This window comes from Pseudomonas arabinosi, assembly GCF_047758675.1.
In the GTDB taxonomy this organism is placed as follows: Bacteria; Pseudomonadota; Gammaproteobacteria; order Pseudomonadales; family Pseudomonadaceae; genus Aquipseudomonas; species Aquipseudomonas arabinosi.
The window spans coordinates 6,737,400-6,757,141 of record NZ_CP180480.1; the positions used below are offsets into that span (position 1 = coordinate 6,737,400).

Annotated in this window: 9 protein-coding genes and 3 pseudogenes; 7 read left to right on the plus strand and 5 right to left on the minus strand. The window is 59.7% G+C overall.

The window, feature by feature from the left end; translation table 11 throughout:
• Positions 1-228 precede the first annotated feature (228 nt).
• Entirely contained in the window at positions 229-1,713 is a 1,485-nt protein-coding gene (gene putP, locus ACMXYJ_RS31200) for a sodium/proline symporter PutP (RefSeq protein ID WP_415758220.1), read from the minus strand.
• A 463-nt stretch (positions 1,714-2,176) separates the two neighbouring features.
• On the opposite strand from putP, the gene putA reads away from it, so the two are divergent.
• Both putA and ACMXYJ_RS31210 read left to right on the plus strand, forming a co-directional pair.
• On the plus strand, positions 2,177-6,130 hold the full coding sequence (gene putA, locus ACMXYJ_RS31205) for a trifunctional transcriptional regulator/proline dehydrogenase/L-glutamate gamma-semialdehyde dehydrogenase (RefSeq protein WP_415758221.1): 3,954 nt from the start codon (positions 2,177-2,179) through the stop codon (positions 6,128-6,130).
• 244 nt (positions 6,131-6,374) lie between these two features.
• Complete coding sequence (locus ACMXYJ_RS31210) at positions 6,375-8,177, plus strand: acyl-CoA dehydrogenase (protein WP_415758222.1); 1,803 nt, start codon at positions 6,375-6,377, stop codon at positions 8,175-8,177.
• 230 nt (positions 8,178-8,407) lie between these two features.
• Here the strand turns inward: ACMXYJ_RS31210 and ACMXYJ_RS31215 are convergent, their stop codons facing one another.
• From ACMXYJ_RS31215 to ACMXYJ_RS31230, 4 genes and pseudogenes are all read right to left on the minus strand, one after another.
• A complete protein-coding gene (locus ACMXYJ_RS31215) occupies positions 8,408-9,253 on the minus strand; it encodes a methyl-accepting chemotaxis protein (RefSeq protein ID WP_415760831.1) in 846 nt (281 codons plus the stop codon).
• A gap of 21 nt (positions 9,254-9,274) precedes the next feature.
• A pseudogene (locus ACMXYJ_RS31220) lies at positions 9,275-10,345 on the minus strand (cache domain-containing protein); the annotation flags it as partial.
• 100 nt (positions 10,346-10,445) lie between these two features.
• Positions 10,446-10,748, minus strand: a complete 303-nt coding sequence (locus ACMXYJ_RS31225) for a cell division protein ZapA (RefSeq protein WP_008149648.1) — start codon at positions 10,746-10,748, stop codon at positions 10,446-10,448.
• A complete protein-coding gene (locus ACMXYJ_RS31230) occupies positions 10,745-10,975 on the minus strand; it encodes a hypothetical protein (RefSeq protein ID WP_008149645.1) in 231 nt (76 codons plus the stop codon). The genes ACMXYJ_RS31225 and ACMXYJ_RS31230 overlap by 4 nt, the downstream gene beginning before the upstream one ends.
• Before the next feature lie 341 nt (positions 10,976-11,316).
• Between ACMXYJ_RS31230 and ACMXYJ_RS32105 the strand changes: the two are divergent.
• The 5 genes and pseudogenes from ACMXYJ_RS32105 to selO form a co-directional block, all read left to right on the plus strand.
• Positions 11,317-11,724 (plus strand): annotated as a pseudogene (locus tag ACMXYJ_RS32105) (MCP four helix bundle domain-containing protein); the annotation flags it as partial.
• 99 nt (positions 11,725-11,823) lie between these two features.
• Positions 11,824-12,771 (plus strand): annotated as a pseudogene (locus tag ACMXYJ_RS32110) (methyl-accepting chemotaxis protein); the annotation flags it as partial.
• 327 nt (positions 12,772-13,098) lie between these two features.
• A complete protein-coding gene (locus ACMXYJ_RS31240; protein ID WP_415758224.1) occupies positions 13,099-14,841 on the plus strand; it encodes a potassium/proton antiporter in 1,743 nt (580 codons plus the stop codon).
• Between the two features lie 34 nt (positions 14,842-14,875).
• Complete coding sequence (mscK, locus tag ACMXYJ_RS31245) at positions 14,876-18,226, plus strand: mechanosensitive channel MscK (protein WP_415758225.1); 3,351 nt, start codon at positions 14,876-14,878, stop codon at positions 18,224-18,226.
• A 48-nt stretch (positions 18,227-18,274) separates the two neighbouring features.
• The gene (gene selO / locus ACMXYJ_RS31250) at positions 18,275-19,738 is read left to right on the plus strand and encodes a protein adenylyltransferase SelO (RefSeq protein ID WP_415758226.1); all 1,464 of its coding nucleotides are present in this window, start codon (positions 18,275-18,277) and stop codon (positions 19,736-19,738) included.
• The last annotated feature ends 4 nt before the right edge of the window (positions 19,739-19,742 follow it).

Genomic DNA, 19,742 nt, shown 5'->3' on the forward strand with positions numbered 1-19,742 from the left:
ATCTCCTTCAAAAGCACCACCAATCCCCTGTAGGAGTGAGCCTGCTCGCGATAGCGGTTAATCATTCAACATTGATGTCGACTGACCCGGCGCTATCGCGAGCAGGCTCACTCCTACAGGGGTATGCACAGGGATTCGAAATTTGCGTAGGCAAAAAAACGGCCCGCATCCAGTAGGAAGCGGGCCGTTTTGTTGTAGCCGAAAGGTCAGAGCATCAGCTCATTCCCTTCACTTGTTCAGACGGAAATCTGCCTCGGCAGCGGCGAAGCGCTGAAGCATGCCTTTAGTCGGCTCGCCCAGTTTGCTGACGATATAGATCGCCAGGCTGGCGAAGATGAAACCAGGGATGATTTCGTACAGGCCCAGCAGTTCGAAGTGTTTCCAGACGATCACGGTGATCGCGCCGACCAGGATGCCGGCCAGTGCGCCGTTGCGGGTCATGTCTTTCCATATCACGGAGATCAGGACTACCGGACCGAACGCAGCGCCGAAACCGGCCCAGGCGTAGCTGACCAGACCCAGTACACGGTTGTTCGGGTTAGCCGCCAGACCGATAGCGATCAGGGCAACCAGCAGCACCATGGCACGGCCGACCCAGACCAGCTCCATCTGGGAAGCGGTTTTACGCAGGAAAGTTTTGTAGAAGTCTTCGGTCAGGGCGCTCGAGCACACCAGCAACTGGCAGCTCAGCGTACTCATGACGGCAGCCAGGATGGCCGACAGCAGCACGCCAGCAACCCATGGGTTGAACAGGATCTTGGCCAGTTCGATGAACACACGTTCGTGGTTTTCGGTCACAGGACCGGCCAGTTCAGGGTGCGCCGAGAAGTAAGCGATACCGAAGAAACCTACAGCGACGGTGCCGCCCAGGCACAGGATCATCCAGGCCATGGAGATGCGACGTGCTTTGGCAATCGACTTGACCGAATCCGCCGCCATGAAGCGCGCCAGGATGTGCGGCTGGCCGAAGTAGCCTAGGCCCCAGCCCATCAGCGAGATGATGCCGATGAAGGTGGTGTTTTTCAGCATGTCGAAGTTGCTGGCGTCTTGCGCTTCGATGGCCAGGAACGTGGTGTCGACGCCGCCGGTTGCCAGCAGCACGATGATCGGCGTGAGCAACAGGGCGAAGATCATCAGCGTGGCTTGTACGGTGTCAGTCCAGCTCACTGCCAGGAAACCACCGACGAAGGTGTAGGCAATCGTCGCCGCAGCACCGGCCCACAGCGCCGTCTCGTAGGACATGCCGAAGGTGCTTTCAAACAGACGAGCGCCGGCCACGATGCCGGAAGCGCAGTAGATGGTGAAGAACACCAGGATCACGACTGCGGAGATGATCCGCAGCAGGCCGCTTTTATCTTCAAAACGGCTGGAGAAGTAATCCGGCAGGGTCAGCGCATCACCATTGTGCTCGGTCTGCACACGCAGACGGCCGGCGACGAACAACCAGTTCAGGTAAGCACCGATGATCAGGCCGATGGCGATCCAGCTTTCGGAAAGACCGGACATGTAGATAGCGCCCGGCAGGCCCATCAACAACCAGCCGCTCATGTCGGAGGCACCGGCGGACAATGCAGTCACGACGCTGCCCAGGCTGCGACCGCCCAGAATGTAGTCAGAAAGGTTGTTGGTGGAGCGATAGGCCATGAAGCCGATCAGCACCATTGCTGCGATGTAGATCACGAACGTGATCAGTGTTGGATTGCTTACGCTCATTGAGTGATGCCCTGGCTTTGTTTTTATGTAGCGGCAGAGTGTGAAACCGCCGACAAACGACAATGTTTGTTCAGACGATCTCGGGGCCCGCGCATTTATGACTGATGTTTCCCCAGGAAAGCCATCAGCCGGTGCACCTGTCTTTTTTGACCGGTTGCACCTTGGCGCGAATGCTATTCAACAAAGCAAATAAGGTGCAACCAGTTTCGAGAGAATAAGTTGCACCTAGTCGGATTTACCTGAAAAAACCCTGTTTTTGCTCCCTTTTAGCGCAGTCATGGCGGTTTACTAGAAGCAAAAGCACCAAGCAGGAGCGGGACGTTCGTACCGGAATTTATTTCCTGACGAGCTGCTTATAATTCCGACAAAAAAAGGGTTGCACCCGGTTGCACCTCGACGGTTGCACGGCTAATCTTGCCGCCAGCTGATGCCACGCGGTCGTGGCAAACATGAGGATAAAAATATGGCTACCACCACCCTTGGGGTCAAACTTGACGACCCGACCCGCGAGCGCCTCAAGGCTGCCGCGACCTCGATTGATCGCACGCCGCACTGGCTGATCAAGCAGGCAATTTTCAATTACCTGGAAAAACTCGAGGGTGGTGCAACCCTGACCGAGCTGAGCGGTTTGATCAGCAAAGATGCTGACGACGCTGGCGAGGTCCACGCCGACCACGCGCACCAGTGCTTCCTGGAATTCGCTGAAAGCATCCTGCCGCAATCGGTCCTGCGTGCTTCGATCACTGCTGCTTACCGTCGCCCTGAGCCGGAAGTGGTGCCGATGCTGATCGAGCAGGCTCGCCTGCCGGTTGCCATGGCCGAAGCCACCAACAAGCTCGCCGCTTCGATTGCCGAAAAACTGCGCAATCAGAAGAGCGCCGGCGGCCGTGCCGGGATTGTTCAGGGCCTGTTGCAGGAATTTTCCCTGTCGTCCCAGGAAGGCGTGGCACTGATGTGCCTGGCCGAAGCGCTGCTGCGCATCCCGGACAAAGGCACGCGTGACGCACTGATTCGCGACAAAATCAGCACCGGCAACTGGCACCCGCACTTGGGCAACAGCCCATCGCTGTTCGTCAACGCCGCCACGTGGGGCTTGCTGCTGACCGGCAAACTGGTCGCTACCCACAACGAAGCCGGCCTGACGTCGTCCTTGAGCCGCATCATCGGCAAGAGCGGCGAGCCGATGATCCGCAAGGGCGTCGACATGGCCATGCGCCTGATGGGCGAGCAGTTCGTGACCGGCGAAACCATCGCCGAAGCCCTGGCCAACGCCAGCAAGTTCGAAGCCAAAGGTTTCCGCTATTCCTACGACATGCTGGGTGAAGCCGCACTCACCGAGCACGACGCCCAGAAGTACCTGGCCTCGTACGAACAAGCCATCCACTCGATCGGCAAAGCGTCCCACGGTCGTGGGATTTATGAAGGCCCGGGCATTTCGATCAAGCTGTCGGCATTGCACCCGCGTTACAGCCGTGCGCAGTACGAGCGCGTGATGGACGAGTTGTACCCGCGCCTGCTGTCGCTGACCTTGCTGGCCAAGCAATACGACATCGGCCTGAACATCGACGCCGAAGAAGCCGACCGCCTCGAGCTGTCGCTGGATCTGCTGGAGCGCCTGTGCTTCGAGCCGCAACTGACCGGTTGGAACGGCATCGGTTTCGTGATCCAGGCTTATCAAAAGCGTTGCCCATATGTGATCGACTACGTGATCGACCTGGCTCGCCGCAGCCGTCATCGCCTGATGATCCGCCTGGTAAAAGGCGCGTACTGGGACAGCGAAATCAAGCGCGCCCAGGTCGAAGGCCTGGAAGGCTATCCGGTCTACACCCGCAAGGTGTACACCGACGTTTCCTACATCGCCTGCGCACGCAAACTGCTGTCGGTGCCGGAAGTCATCTACCCGCAATTCGCCACGCACAACGCCCACACCCTGTCGGCGATTTACCACATCGCTGGTCAGAACTATTACCCCGGCCAGTACGAGTTCCAATGCCTGCACGGCATGGGTGAACCGCTGTACGAACAGGTTGTAGGTAAAGTTTCCGAAGGCAAGCTAAACCGTCCGTGCCGCGTGTACGCACCGGTCGGCACTCACGAAACACTGTTGGCGTACCTGGTACGACGTCTGCTGGAAAACGGCGCAAACACCTCGTTCGTCAACCAGATCGCCGATCAGTCCATCTCGATTCAGGCGCTGGTGGCCGATCCTGTGGCCAGCATCGAGCGGATGGCGACGCTGGAAGGCGGCTTCGGCCTGCCGCACCCGCGTATTCCGCTGCCGCGTGATCTTTATGGTGCCGAGCGCGCCAACTCCAGCGGCATCGACATGGCCAACGAACATCGTTTGGCTTCCCTGTCGTGCGCCCTGCTGGCCACTGCTCATAACCACTGGAAAGCCGCGCCAATGCTCGGTTGCGCCTCCAGCACTGAAACCCCTGCGCCGGTCCTGAACCCGTCCGATCTGCGTGACGTGGTTGGCCATGTGCAGGAAGCGACCGTCGAAGACGTCGACAACGCGATCCAGTGCGCCCTGAATGCTGCGCCGATCTGGCAGGCCACCCCGCCCGCCGAACGTGCCGCGATTCTGGAGCGTGCCGCCGATTTGATGGAAGGCGAGATCCAGCCGCTGATGGGCCTGTTGGCTCGCGAAGCCGGCAAGACCTTCGCCAACGCCATCGCCGAAGTTCGTGAAGCCGTGGACTTCCTGCGTTACTACGCAGTTCAGGCTCGCAACGATTTCACCAACGACGCCCACCGCCCATTGGGTCCGGTGGTGTGCATCAGCCCTTGGAACTTCCCGCTGGCAATTTTCAGTGGTCAAGTCGCTGCGGCACTGGCCGCCGGTAACCCGGTACTGGCCAAGCCTGCGGAACAAACTCCGCTGGTAGCGGCTCAAGCCGTGCGCTTGCTGCTCGAAGCCGGGATTCCGGAAGGCGTGCTGCAACTGCTGCCGGGCCGCGGTGAAACCGTCGGTGCTCGTCTGGTCGGTGACGATCGGGTCAAAGGCGTGATGTTCACCGGTTCCACTGAAGTCGCTCGTTTGCTGCAACGCAACGTCGCGGGTCGTCTGGATGCTCAAGGTCGCCCGATTCCACTGATCGCCGAAACCGGTGGCCAGAACGCGATGATCGTCGACTCTTCGGCACTGACCGAACAAGTTGTGATCGACGTAGTGTCGTCGGCTTTCGACAGCGCCGGTCAACGTTGCTCGGCACTGCGAGTGCTGTGCCTGCAGGAAGATTCCGCTGACCGTGTCATCGAAATGCTTAAAGGTGCCATGGCTGAATGCCGCCTTGGCAACCCTGAGCGCCTGTCCGTGGACATCGGCCCGGTGATCGACGCCGAAGCCAAGGCGGGCATCGAGAAGCACATCCAGGCCATGCGCGACAAAGGTCGCAGCGTGTACCAAGTGGCAATCGCCAACACCGAAGAAGTCAAACGCGGCACCTTCGTGATGCCGACGCTGATCGAACTGGAAAGCTTCGACGAGCTGCAACGTGAGATCTTCGGCCCGGTACTGCACGTTGTTCGCTACAAGCGTAAAGACATCGATCAGCTGATCGGTCAGATCAACGCTTCCGGTTACGGCCTGACGCTGGGCGTGCACACCCGCATCGACGAGACCATCGCCAAGGTGATCGACAACGTCAACGCCGGTAACGTCTACGTGAACCGCAACATCGTGGGTGCTGTGGTCGGCGTGCAGCCGTTCGGTGGCGAAGGCCTGTCGGGTACTGGCCCGAAAGCCGGTGGTCCGCTGTACCTGTACCGCCTGCTGTCAACACGTCCTACCGATGCAATCGAACAATCCTTCGCTCGCGGTGATGCCATCGCTGCCCCGGATGTTCGTCTGCGTGATGCCATGAGCAAACCGCTGAAGGCTCTGCAGGCCTGGGCTGACAGCAACAAGTTTGCCGACCTGAACACCCTGTGCGTGCAGTTCGCGGCGCAATCACAAAGCGGGATCACCCGTGTTCTGGCGGGCCCGACCGGCGAACGCAACAGCTACGCCATCCTGCCGCGCGAACACGTGCTGTGCCTGGCGGAAGTCGAAGGCGATCTGCTGACACAACTGGCGGCGGTATTGGCCGTCGGCGGTTCGGCGGTATGGCCGGAAGCTGAATTGACCAAGGCGTTGTTCGCACGTCTGCCGAAGGAAGTTCAGGCGAAGATCAAGCTGGTTGCCGACTGGAGCAAGGACGAAGTGCTGTTTGATGCGGTTCTGCATCACGGCCATTCCGATCAGCTGCGCGCGGTGTGCCAGCAAGTGGCCAAGCGTGCCGGTGCGATCGTTGGGGTCCATGGTTTGTCGCAAGGCGAGACCAACATTGCGCTGGAACGCCTGGTGATTGAGCGGGCATTGAGTGTTAACACTGCTGCGGCGGGTGGTAATGCCAGCTTGATGACCATCGGTTAACACGCTGTAAGCCAGGCAACCGCAATGGTTGCCTGGCAATCAAATCCCTTGTAGGAGTGAGCCTGCTCGCGATAGCGGTCTGTCAGTCACATCCATTTTGACTGTGCAATCGCCATCGCGAGCAGGCTCACTCCTACATTTGATTAGCGGTGCCCGGACTCCACCATCACGCTCATCAATCATCCTGTTCACCCCGCCCTTCCCACGCCTAGACTCGGTCCATTCCAAAAAAAGGTAGGCCGCCATGTCCGAGACGTTGCTCAGTTCCCGCAATCTGGCTTTCGAGCTGTATGAAGTCCTCGATGCCGAAGGCCTGACCCAGCGTGAGCGTTTCGCCGAGCACAACCGCGAGACCTTCGATGCTGCCATCGGCACCGCCCGCAATATCGCCGAGAAGTTCTTCGCCCCGCACAATCGCAAAGGCGACGAGAACGAGCCGCGCTACGAGGACGGTCAGGCGATTCTGATTCCGGAAGTAAAGCCGGCGGTGGATGCCTTCCTTGAAGCCGGCTTCCTCAACGCTGCGCGCAGTTTCGACGCGGGCGGCATGCAACTTCCTACGCTGTTGTCCCAGGCCTGCTTTGCGCATTTTCAGTCGGCCAACGCGGCGTCGACCTCTTATCCGTTCCTGACCATGGGCGCGGCAAACCTGATCGAAAGTTTCGGCACCGAGGAGCAGAAACAGCGCTTCCTGCAACCGATGATCGACGGACACTTCTTCGGCACCATGGCGCTGACCGAACCGCATGCCGGCTCGTCGCTGTCGGATATTCGTACCCGCGCAGAGCCTGCGCCTGACGGCACCTATCGACTCAAGGGCAACAAGATTTTCATCTCCGGCGGCGATCACCCGTTGTCGGAAAACATCGTGCACATGGTGCTGGCGAAATTTCCGGACGCACCGGCCGGGGTGAAGGGGATTTCGCTGTTCATCGTGCCCAAGTTTCTGGTCAACGATGACGGCAGCCTGGGCAAACGCAACGACGTGCTTCTGGCGGGCTTGTTTCACAAGATGGGCTGGCGCGGCACCACCTCCACCGCGCTGAACTTCGGCGATAACGGCGAGTGTGTCGGCTACCTGGTGGGCAAGCCCCATCACGGCTTGAGCTACATGTTCCAGATGATGAACGAGGCGCGGATCGGCGTCGGCATGGGCGCGGTGATGCTCGGTTACGCCGGTTATCTGTATTCCCTGGAGTACGCCCGCGAGCGTCCGCAAGGTCGCGTACCGGACAGCAAGGATCCGAACACTGCGCCGGTGGCGATCATTCAGCACGCCGACGTCAAACGCATGTTGCTGACCCAGAAAGCCTACGTCGAAGGTTCGTTCGACTTAGGGTTGTACGCGGCACGGCTGTTCGATGACACCACGACCCTTGAGACTGAAGCCGAGCGCAAACAGGCCCACGAACTGCTGGATTTGCTCACGCCGATCGTCAAATCCTGGCCATCGGAGTTTTGCCTGAAGGCCAACGAACTGGCGATCCAGATTCTCGGTGGCCATGGTTACACCCGTGAATACCCGGTGGAGCAGTATTACCGCGACAACCGTTTGAACCCGATTCATGAAGGGACTCACGGTATTCAATCGCTGGATTTGCTGGGCCGCAAACTGGCGCAGAACGGTGGTGCGGGGCTCAAGCAATTGATCCGCCTGATTGCCGATACCGCCGAGCGCGCTCAAGCGTATGAATCGTTGACCGCGCTGCGTGAGCCGTTGGAGAAATTGGTGGCGCGCCTGCAAACGGTGACCATCGGCCTGCTGACGGATCTGGCTCAGGGCAAGGTCAACAGCAGCCTGGCGAATTCAGCGCTGTACCTGAAAGTGTTCGGGCACACGGTGATTGGCTGGCGCTGGCTGGAGCAGGCGATTCGCGCTGAGGAAGGATTGGCCAAAGGGAATTCGGCGGATGTGAGCTTCTATAGAGGCAAGTTGCAGGCGGCGCGGTATTTTCTGACGTGGGAAGTGCCGGGTTGTCACCATGAATTGGCGATTCTTGAGGCTCGGGATGATGTGTGTCTTGGGATGCAGGATGAGTGGTTTTGATAATGAAGGGTGAGGTGAAGTTTTTCACCAGGCATTAGATCCACCCCTCACCCCAGCCCTCTCCCCAGGGGGGAGAGGGGAGAGGGAGCCGATCTTCATGGTTTTCAAAGCCTGAGTTCGACTCGATATTTCAGGTCGATATAACTCGAAAGAACAAATCGGTCAGTCCCCTCTCCCTCCGGGAGAGGGTTAGGGTGAGGGGTGGCCTGAACTGACACACCGCAAAAACCTCAGCTCAACTTGAACCCACCCATCTGCCGCGCCAGATCATCCGCCAACCGCTGCAACGTCTGACAATCCTCGCGGCAAGCCCTGACCTCCCCAGCGGTAGCCCGCGCCAGATCAGAAATCCCCTGCACGTTCCGGTTGATCTCTTCCGTCACCGCCGACTGCTCTTCCGTCGCCGCCGCCACCTGATGGTTCATGTCGCTGATGCGCTCGACCTGGCCGGTAATCGCCGTCAACGACGCCCCGGTGCGTTGGCTCGACTCAACACCAGTCCCCGTCGCCGCTTGCCCGGAATGCATCGACGACACCGCGTTCTCCGCGCCTTGCTTGAGGCTGCCGATCATCTGCTGAATTTCATCAGTCGACGATTGCGTGCGCCGCGCCAACGTCCGCACTTCATCCGCCACTACCGCAAACCCACGCCCCATGTCCCCGGCCCGCGCCGCTTCGATGGCCGCGTTGAGCGCGAGCAAATTGGTCTGCTCGGAAATCCCGCGAATCACTGCCAGCACCTGATCGATGGATGCCACCTGATGGGCCAACTCGCCCACCGCACTGGCAGCGAGGCCAATCTCATCGGACATGCTTTCAATATGCCGGATCGACCCGCCCACCACTTCCCGCGCCTGCATCGCCTCATCCCGGGCGGTTTGCGAAGCCATCGCTGCATTGCCGGCATTCTGGGCAATTTCCTGCACGGTCAGGCCCATTTCGTGGACGGCGGTGGCGACCATGTCGGTCATTTCCTGCTGCCGGCCGGAGCGTTCGGCGGTGTTGTCCACCACCCGTGCCACCTGGCCGACTGCCGTGCGTAAACGCTCGCTGGTGGTCAGCACTTCACCGATCATGTCGCGCTGACTTTCCAGGAACCGATTGAAGCCGCGAGCCAGGTCGCCCAGCTCATCGGCGCGACTGGAATCTAACCTGTGGGTCAAATCTCCACCACCGCTACCGATGGCTACCAGTGCTGCTGTTACCTGACGAATCGGCCGCACCAATCCACGGGCCAACCACACCACCAGCATCAGGCAAACCAGCGCCACCGCCAGGCCAATGCCGCTGCTCATCCACATGGCGCGGCGGGCTTCGGCGTAGATCTGCGACTGTGGCACTTCGGCCACCAGGGTCCAGCCCAAATCCCGCAACGGCAGGCTCAATGCCAGGAAATCTTCGCCATCGCGATCGAAGCTGCTGTGGGTGGCAGCTTGTTGGCCCATGACGGCTTGCGCTGCCGGGACACCAATCTGTTCGGCCAAGGAGCGCTTGCCGCTGAACTGCGCCTCGGGGTGAACCTGGATCAAACCGTCGGAACGCACGAGATAGACCTTGCCGCGCTCACCAAAGTTGAAGTTGTGGATCAGCTCCGACAACTCTTTCATGCTCAGGCCGAGCCCGGCAACGCCCACAACTTTGCCGGCCTGCTCGACCTTGAAGTCGATGAACAGGGCCAACTCTCCGGTCGCGGTGTCATTGTCGATGTTGAGGGTGCGCGGCTGGTTGCTGTCGAGGAACGAATAGAACCAGGCGTCATTGGGGCTGGATCGGCTGAGCGTCCGGTCCAGGCCTTTTTCAGTGATGTAATGGCTTGAAGCGGTCCCGATAATCAGCGCGGTAAAGGCTTTGTGTTCGGCGCGGATGCCTTCCAGATACTTCACGAAGGTGTCGGTCTGGGCACTGTTCTCGCCCCCGGCCAACCAGTCGCGCACCATGCTGTTACTGGCGATGTCTTTGGCGGCGGTGAGGGGTTGAACGAGGATTCGTTCGATGTCGTTGCGCATCGCTTCGATGCTCGACGGTAGCGCTTGTTCGACCAGATAGCGCTCGGCGAGACGGTTGACCACGAGGGTATAAATGCCAACCACGATCAGAATACTGACCAGCAGGGCGGTGCCCATGCTCAGGATCAACTGCCATTGAATACTGCGTCGCCAGAACTGCATGGAGCACCCCCAAAGAATAAGAGGCTGAAACGCTGCAACAGCCGTGCCGATTGTATACAACTCAAACGACAATTTATTCTTTGGTTGTGCGCAAAGCCGATCAGGCCTGATTGATCGTCTTGGAGATCACTTCAACCGTGGCGCTGACTTGCTCTTGGTAACGGTCGAGTTCCTGCTTGTGCTGTTTCTGCATTTCGATCTGCTGGGAGCACAGATTCATCGCGGCCAGCACCAGCAAGCGGTCACCGATCAGCGTCGGGTACTTCCGTTTGGTGTCGGCCAGGGCAGCCTTCAGCATTAACGCGGCGTCCAGCAGGGTTTGCTCTTCCCCGGCCGGCGCCTTGATCGAATAGTCCTCCCCCAGGATCGAGACGACTTTTACCCCTGCGGCGCCGTGATTCATGCGCTGACTGGGCCGGCGCTGACGCGCTCAACCAGGGCCTGAATGCGTGCAGCGGTAGCACCTTGTTTCTCTTCCTGTTCCATCAGGCTCAGTTGCAGGCTCTCGTTTTCATCCTTGGCCTGGGCCAGTTCTGCGCTCAGGGTTTGGTTGGTGCCGAGCAGGGTCTGGTTCTGTTGCACCAGGTCGCTGACCAGCTGTTCCAATTGGCTTAGGGATGCTTCCAACATTTTGATTTTCCAAGCATTTTCAAGGGGCGCGTACGATAAAGAAAAGTCACCACGGATGCCAGGGTTATTGGGGCGCAAGGCCTTGATTTTCCTGGCGGGCGACCTTCCTCGCGAACTTTAAAGACTGTGATTGGCGGATCTGGTTCCTGCACTTCGTCGCCGGAGCGGTTGTGCGACAAAAACGCGCAGGGCCTCAAGACTTTAGTCGTATGACCGATAAGTCACCCATACGTCAGTCTCAGCGCCGCACGGATGCGCTCATTTCGGTAAACACCATGTCCCTTCGTAATATGAATATCGCGCCACGGGCGTTCCTCGGTTTTGCCCTGATTGGCGGTTTGATGCTGGTTTTGGGGGTATTCGCCTTGAACCAGATGAGCAAGATTCGCGGCGCCGGTGAAGACATCGCCTCCATGAGCGTACCGAGCATCAAGAGCCTCGACGAGTTCACTCAGTTGACCCTGCGTCTGCGAGTGCTGTCCTACCGTTTGCTGGTGAACCGTGAACCTGACGTGCAGCAGAAAACTTTCGAGTTGTTTGAACTGCGCAATCAGCAGATTCGCGACGCTCAACGAGTCTACGAACCGCTGATCGACGGCCCGCAGGAACGCGCGGCTTATGATCAATACGTGCAGTTGTTGGCGCAGTATCGCCAACTCGAAGACCGGATGAAGACGCTCTCGCGCAACAACCAGGTCGACGAACTGCGCACCATGCTCAACAGCGAATTGCTCTCCAACTCCGAAGCCGTCAACTCGGCCCTCGCGAAGTTGCTTGAGATCAACACCCAACAGATAGAAGCAACCGACACGCGTGCCGGTGAGCAGTATTCGACGTCCCTCAATCTGGTGATCACTTTGCTGGTCATCGCCAGTGGCCTGACCCTGCTCTTTGCCTGGTTGCTGACCAACAGCATCACCAAGCCGATCGCCAATGCCTTGAGCGCTGCAGAAGAAATCGCCGAAGGCAACCTGACTCGTCCGATCACCGTAGACGGTGAGGACGAAGCCGGCCGCTTGCTGCTGGCCATGTCGAAGATGCAGGACAAGCTGCGCGACACCCTGCAACGGATTTCCGGTTCCGCCACGCAACTGGCGTCGGCCGCTGAAGAGCTCAACAGTGTCACCGACGAAAGCGCTCGTGGCCTGACCCAGCAGAACAACGAAATCGAACAGGCCGCCACCGCAGTCAACGAAATGACCAGCGCCGTGGAAGAAGTCGCGCGCAATGCCGTCAGCACGTCCGAAGCCTCGAAAAATGCCACCACTTCCGCCGGTGACGGTCGTGACCTGGTGCAGGAAACCGTCAGCGCCATCGAACGCATGAGCGCCGACGTGCAAAGCACCGCGACCCTGATCGGCGACCTGGCCAACGAGTCCCGTGACATCGGTAAAGTGCTGGACGTGATTCGCGGCCTGGCTGACCAGACCAACCTGCTGGCATTGAACGCGGCGATCGAAGCCGCCCGTGCCGGTGAGGCCGGTCGTGGTTTCGCCGTGGTGGCGGACGAGGTCCGTGCCCTGGCACATCGCACCCAGCAGTCGACCAGCGAAATCGAACGCATGATCGGCAGCATTCAGAGCGGTACCGAACACGCGGTGGATTCGATGCGCAACAGCACCGAGCGCGCCGAGTCGACGTTGAACATTGCTCGTGGTGCTGGCATGTCGCTGGACACTATTAACAGTGCCATCGTCGAAATCAACGAACGCAACCTGGTCATCGCCAGCGCGGCCGAAGAGCAGGCACAGGTTGCCCGCGAAGTGGATCGCAACCTGGTGAATATTCGTGATCTGTCGGTGCAGTCGGCGACCGGGGCTAACCAGACCAGTGCCGCGAGCAATGAACTGTCGCGCCTGGCGCTGGACCTGAACAACATGGTTGGGCGGTTTAGCCTCTAAACGAAGATCGCATCACTGCCGAAAAGATCGCAGCCTCGTTCACTCGACAACTCCTACAGGTTTACGCAGATCCTTTGTAGGAGCTGTCGAGTGAAACGAGGCTGCGATCTTTTGATCTGAAAAAGCTTTTTGACAGCATCACATTTCAACAGGTTAGAATCGCTGGCACGCAGACTGCATGGTCAGTTTGCGCCCGCCTTTCAGCTTTCTGGAGTACTGCCTTTGAATGCGACGACCATCAACAGCCTGTTCTTGATCGGCGCGTTGCTGGTAGGTGCAAGCATTCTGGTGAGCTCACTTTCATCGCGCCTCGGCATCCCGATTCTGGTGATCATCCTCGCGGTGGGCATGTCGGCCGGCGTCGATGGCGCCGGCATTATTTTCGATAACTACCCAACGGCTTATCTGGTCGGCAACCTCGCGCTGGCCGTCATCCTGCTCGACGGCGGCTTGCGCACCCGGGTTTCCAGCTTCCGCGTGGCGTTATGGCCGGCGCTGTCGCTGGCGACGGTCGGGGTATTGATCACCACCGGGCTGACCGGCATGGCCGCTGCCTGGCTGTTCAACCTGAACCTGATCCAGGGCCTGCTGATCGGCGCTATCGTCGGCTCCACCGACGCCGCGGCGGTGTTCTCGCTGCTCGGTGGCAAAGGCCTGAACGAACGGGTGACCGCCAGCCTCGAGATCGAGTCCGGCAGCAACGATCCGATGGCGGTGTTCCTCACCGTGACCCTGATCGACATGCTCGCCAGCGGCCAGACCGGTCTGCACTGGAGCCTGCTCGGGCACTTGATGCGTGAGTTCGGTATCGGTGCTGTTATCGGCCTGGGCGGCGGCTGGGTCATGCTGCAACTGGTCAACCGTATCCACTTGGCCACCGGCCTGTATCCGATCCTGGTCATTGCTGGCGGACTGGTCGTGTTTGCCCTGACCAACGCCTTGCACGGCAGTGGCTTTTTGGCGGTTTACCTGTGCGGCCTGGTTATCGGCAACCGCCCGGTGCGCAGCCGCCACGGCATTTTGCACATGCTCGACGGCATGGCCTGGCTGGCGCAAATCGGCATGTTCCTGGTGCTGGGGCTCCTGGTGACGCCCCACGACTTGTTGCCGATTGCCCTGCCCGCCCTGGGTCTGGCGCTGTGGATGATTCTGTTTGCCCGGCCGCTGTCAGTAATGGTCGGCCTGCTGCCGTTCAAGGCGTTCCATGGGCGCGAGAAGGCATTCATTTCCTGGGTCGGGTTACGCGGCGCGGTCCCGATCATTCTCGCGGTGTTCCCGCTGATGGCCGGCCTGCCCAACGCCCAGCTCTATTTCAACCTTGCCTTCTTTATCGTGCTGGTGTCGCTGCTGGTGCAGGGTACGAGCCTGCCGTGGGTGGCGAAGCTTTTGAAAGTGACTGTTCCGCCGGAGCCGGCACCGATCTCCCGCGCAGCCCTGGAAGTGCACGTCACCAGTGAGTGGGAGCTGTTCGTTTATCGCCTCGGTGCCGAGAAATGGTGCATCGGCTCGCCCCTTCGCGAACTGAAAATGCCCGAAGGCACTCGTATTGCGGCACTGTTTCGTGGCCAGCAACTGCTCCATCCGTCGGGTAGTACGGTGCTCGAAGTCGACGATTTGCTGTGCGTAATCGGCCATGAACACAACCTTCCAGCCCTCGGAAAACTCTTCAGTCAGGCACCGCAACGGGGCCTCGATCTGCGCTTCTTCGGCGACTTCGTACTCGAAGGAGACGCCCAGCTGGCTGCGGTTGCGGCGCTGTACGGGTTGAAAGTGGAAGGCATCGATCCGAATATGTCGCTCGGCCACTTCATTGCCCAGAAAGTGGGCGGTGCACCCGTCGTCGGTGACCAGGTGGAGTGGAACAACACCATTTGGACCGTCGCGGTCATGGAAGGGAACAAGATCGGTAAAGTAGGCGTCAGATTCCCCGAAGGAAGTCGCCCCGGTCCGGGACTCTTCCTCTAAACTCCACACTTCGTCTCGCTTTCGATCGGTCTCTATGTCAACCCTGCGCACGTTTATCATCACGGCCCTGCTGGGCTTGAGTCTTTCTGTCGGTACATTGCAAGCGGCCGAACCGCCGTCCAGCGAAGCCGTGCAGGCGAACCTGAACAAGATCGCCGACCGCAAATTGCCGGAAGCCGATCAGAAAGCCCTGCAGAGCGTCCTGCAAAACACGCTGACACAGCTCAACAACAAGCGTGATTACGAGCAGAAACTGGCCGATCTCAAGCAGCAACTGGCCAATGCCCCAAAGCAGAACATCGAGAACCAGCGAGAACTGGCCAAGCTCAAAGCCGCCAAAGTGCTGCCAGTACCGCAGCGCTATGCCAAAGAGCCAATTCAGCAACTGGAGCAAATGCTCACCGAGCGCTCCACCCAGCAAAGCGACCTGCAGAAAGCCCTGGCTGACGCCAACAGTCTGGTGATTACTGCCCAGACCCGCCCCGAGCGCGCACAGGCCGAAATTTCCACCAGCCAGACACGCATCCAGCAGATCAACAACATCCTCAAGGTCGGCAAAGACGCCGGCAAGACCTTGACCCCTGAGCAACGCGACCTGCTCAACGCCGAACTCGCGGCACTGAACGCCCTGATCCCGTTGCGTCGCCAGGAACTGGCCGGCAACAATCAACTGCAGGACTTGGGCAACAGCCAGCATGACTTGCTCTCGGAAAAATCCGATCGCCTGGATCAGGAAATCCAGGAGCTGCAAACCCTGATCAACCAGAAGCGCCTGGCCCAGTCCCAGGAGACGGTGACGCAGCAATCCATCGAAGCGCAAAAGTCCGGCGGCAGCACCCTGCTGGCTACCGAAAGCGCGGCCAACCTTAAGCTTTCTGACTACCTGCTCAAAAGTACCGACCGCCTCAACGAAGTCACCCAGCAAAACCTGCAGACCAAGCAGCAGCTGGACAACGTGACCCAGAGCGATTCGGCGCTGGACGAGCAAATCAACGTGCTCAAGGGCAGCCTGCTGCTCTCCAAGATCCTCTACAAACAGAAACAGTCCCTGCCACGCCTCAAGCTCGACCGTGACCTGGCCGACCAGATCGCCGACATTCGCCTCTATCAATTCGAAGTCAGCCAGCAACGGGAACTGCTCAGCAACCCGGCGACCTACGTCGACAACCTGCTGTCGACTCAGCCTCCCGAGCAAGTCACCCCGCAATTGCGCAAGAGTCTGCTGGAACTGGCCACGACCCGCGCTGACCTGCTGGAGCGGCTGAACCGCGAACTCAGCGCGGTGCTCAACGAATCCATCACGTTGCAACTCAATCAAAAGCAACTGCTCAGCACCGCGCAAAGCCTGCGGGCAACCCTTGATGAGCAGATGTTCTGGATTCCCAGCAACAAGCCGCTGGACCTGGAATGGATGCGCGCCGTACCGGAGCGCCTGGAACGTCAGGTCACAACGCTGCCGTGGGCTTCCAGCCTGAGCGAATTAAGTGACGGCCTGACCCAACGGCCTCTGCTGTTCCTGCCCCTGGCACTGTTGATCGGTGCCCTGCTGTGGCGGCGCAAAAGCCTGTATGCCCGACTGAGCAAGGTTCACCAGGACATCGGCCACTTCAAGCGCGACAGCCAGTGGCACACGCCGCAGGCAATCCTGATCAACATTCTGCTGGCGATGCCGGTCTCCCTGGGCCTGGCCTTGTGTGGCCTGGCCTTGCAAATCGACGCCCGCGGACAGAACGCGAACATGGGCGCGGCGCTGCTGCAAATGGCCCAGGCCTGGCTAGTGTTCTACACCGCTTACCGGATCCTCGCGCCGGGTGGCGTGGCCGAACTGCATTTCCGCTGGGAAAAGCCTCAGGTCGAATTCCTGCAGGGCTGGGTCCGTCGACTCGGGCTGGTGGTCATGGCGTTGGTCGCGGTGGTGGCAGTCGCCGAACTGCAACCCGCGACCCTGGCCGAAGACGTACTCGGCATGCCGGTGGTGCTGACCTGCTACGCGTTGATGGCCTGGCTGCTCAGCCGCCTGCTGATCAGCAGCCCGACTCACCAGAACGCTTCGCTGTTCCGCAAGGCCGTGGGAGTCATGTTCACCGTCTTGCCTGTCGCGTTGTTCGTGGCGGTGTGCTTCGGCTACTACTACACCGCGCTGAAGCTCAGTGACCGATTGATCAACACCCTTTACCTGCTGATGTTCTGGCTGGTGATCGAAGCGACCTTCGTGCGCGGCCTCAGCGTTGCAGCACGCCGTCTGGCCTACCAGCGCGCCCTGGCCAAACGCCAGGCCGCGAAAGAGGCCGGCGACGGCGAAGCGGTCATCGAAGAGCCAACCCTGGACATAGAGAAGGTCAATGAACAGTCCCTGCGCCTGATCCGCCTGGCACTGCTCGGCGGTTTCATCGCGGCGCTGTACTGGGTCTGGTCGGACCTCATCTCGGTGTTCTCGTACCTGGACAACATCACCCTCTACGAATACACCAGCGGCACCGGCGCCAACATGAGCATGGTGCCGATCAGCATTGGCGACATGCTCGGCGCGCTGATCATCATCGGCATCACCTTTGCCCTCGCGCGTAACTTGCCAGGTCTGCTGGAAGTGTTGGTGCTGTCGAAGCTGAACCTGGCTCAGGGCAGTGCGTACGCCACCACCACCTTGCTGTCCTACGTGATCGCTGGCATCGGTTTCGTCTCGACCTTGTCGACACTCGGCGTGAGTTGGGACAAGTTGCAATGGCTGGTGGCGGCGCTGTCGGTGGGTCTCGGCTTCGGGATGCAGGAAATCTTCGCCAACTTCATCTCCGGGATCATGATTCTGTTCGAACGTCCGGTACGGATTGGCGACACCATCACCATTGGTAACCTGTCCGGTACGGTGAGCAAGATCCGCATCCGCGCCACGACCATCACCGACTTCGACCGCAAGGACATCATCGTCCCGAACAAAACGTTCATTACAGGACAACTGATCAACTGGTCTCTGACCGACACCATCACCCGAGTGACCCTCAAGCTCGGTGTCGATTACGGTTCGGACCTGGACCTGGTCAAGGAATTGCTGCTCAAGGCCGCGCGCGATAACCCGCGAGTGCTGAAAGACCCGGAACCCCACGTGTACTTCCTGAATTTCGGCGAAAGCACCCTCGACCACGAGCTGCGCATGCATGTGCGTGACCTCGGTGACCGTAACCCGGTGCTTGATGAGGTCAACCGCTTCATCAATCGCGAGTTCAAGAAACAGCACATCAACATCTCGTTCCGGCAGATGGAGGTTTACCTCAAGAACATCCAGGGCCAGGAATACAGAATGGTGCCCGTCGATCCGGAAGCCAAAACCATTGTGCCCAAACCCGATGGCCAACCGCTGCAAGAGCCGCCAGCCGCCAAGCTCGACTAAGCGGCTTATCCCTAGCAGAATGCTCGGACATTCTGCTGGAGATGGCCCTTGAAAGCCCTCGACGAACTGACCTTCGATAATCGTTTCGCCCGCCTGGGCGATACGTTTTCCGCCCACGTGCTGCCCGAGCCGATCGACAACCCGCGCCTGGTGGTGGCCAGCCCTGCCGCCATGGCGCTGCTCGATCTCGACCCTGACGTGGCCGAAACCCCCGAGTTCGCCGAACTGTTCAGCGGCCATAAGCTCTGGGCCGACGCGATCCCGAGGGCGATGGTCTATTCGGGTCATCAGTTCGGTTCCTACAACCCACAGTTGGGCGATGGTCGCGGTCTGTTGCTGGGCGAGGTCTACAACGAGGCCGGCGAGCATTGGGACCTGCACCTCAAGGGTGCCGGCCAGACGCCCTTTTCGCGCATGGGTGATGGGCGGGCGGTGCTGCGATCCTCGATTCGCGAGTTTCTCGCCTCCGAAGCGCTGTATGCCCTGAACATCCCGACCACACGAGCCCTCTGCGTAATTGGCTCCGACACGCCGGTGTGGCGCGAGAAGCAGGAACGCGCGGCCATGGTCCTGCGCATGGCGCCGAGCCATGTGCGTTTCGGGCATTTCGAATATTTCTACTACACCAAACGTCCCGAGAAGCAGAAAGAACTCGGCGACCACGTGCTGGCCATGCATTTCCCGGAATGCCTGGAACAGCCGGAACCGTACCTGGCGATGTTTCGCGAAATCGTCGAGCGCAATGCCGAGCTGATCGCCAAATGGCAGGCCTATGGCTTCTGCCACGGCGTAATGAACACCGACAACATGTCGATCCTCGGCATTACCTTCGACTACGGCCCGTTCGCGTTTCTCGACGACTTCGACGCCCAGTTCATCTGCAACCACTCCGATGACCAGGGTCGTTACTCCTTCAGCAACCAGGTGCCGATCGGCCAGTGGAACCTCAGCGCCCTCGCCCAGGCCTTGACGCCATTCATCAGCGTCGAAGCCCTGCGCGAAACCCTCGGCCTGTACCTCCCGCTCTACCAGGCCCATTACCTGGACCTGATGCGCCGCCGCCTCGGTTTCACCAAGGCCGAAGACGATGACCAGAAACTGCTGGAGCACCTGCTGCAACTGATGCAGAACAGTGGCGTCGACTACAGCCTGTTCTTCCGCCGTTTGGGGGAAGATTCACCTGAACTGGCCGTCGCCCGCTTGCGCGATGACTTCGTCGACATCAAAGGCTTCGATGCCTGGGGCGAGCTCTATGTTGCCCGCGTTGCCCGCGAAGGTGAGGTTGACCAAGAGCAACGCCGCGCCCGGATGCATGCGGTGAATCCGCTATACATCCTGCGCAACTACCTGGCGCAAAAGGCTATCGATGCGGCGGAATGCGGCGACTATTCAGAGGTACGTCGCCTGCATGCGGTGCTGAGCAATCCATTCGAGGAGCAAGCGGGGATGGAGAGCTACGCGGAGCGGCCGCCGGAGTGGGGCAAGCATTTGGAGATCAGTTGTTCTTCCTGAACCC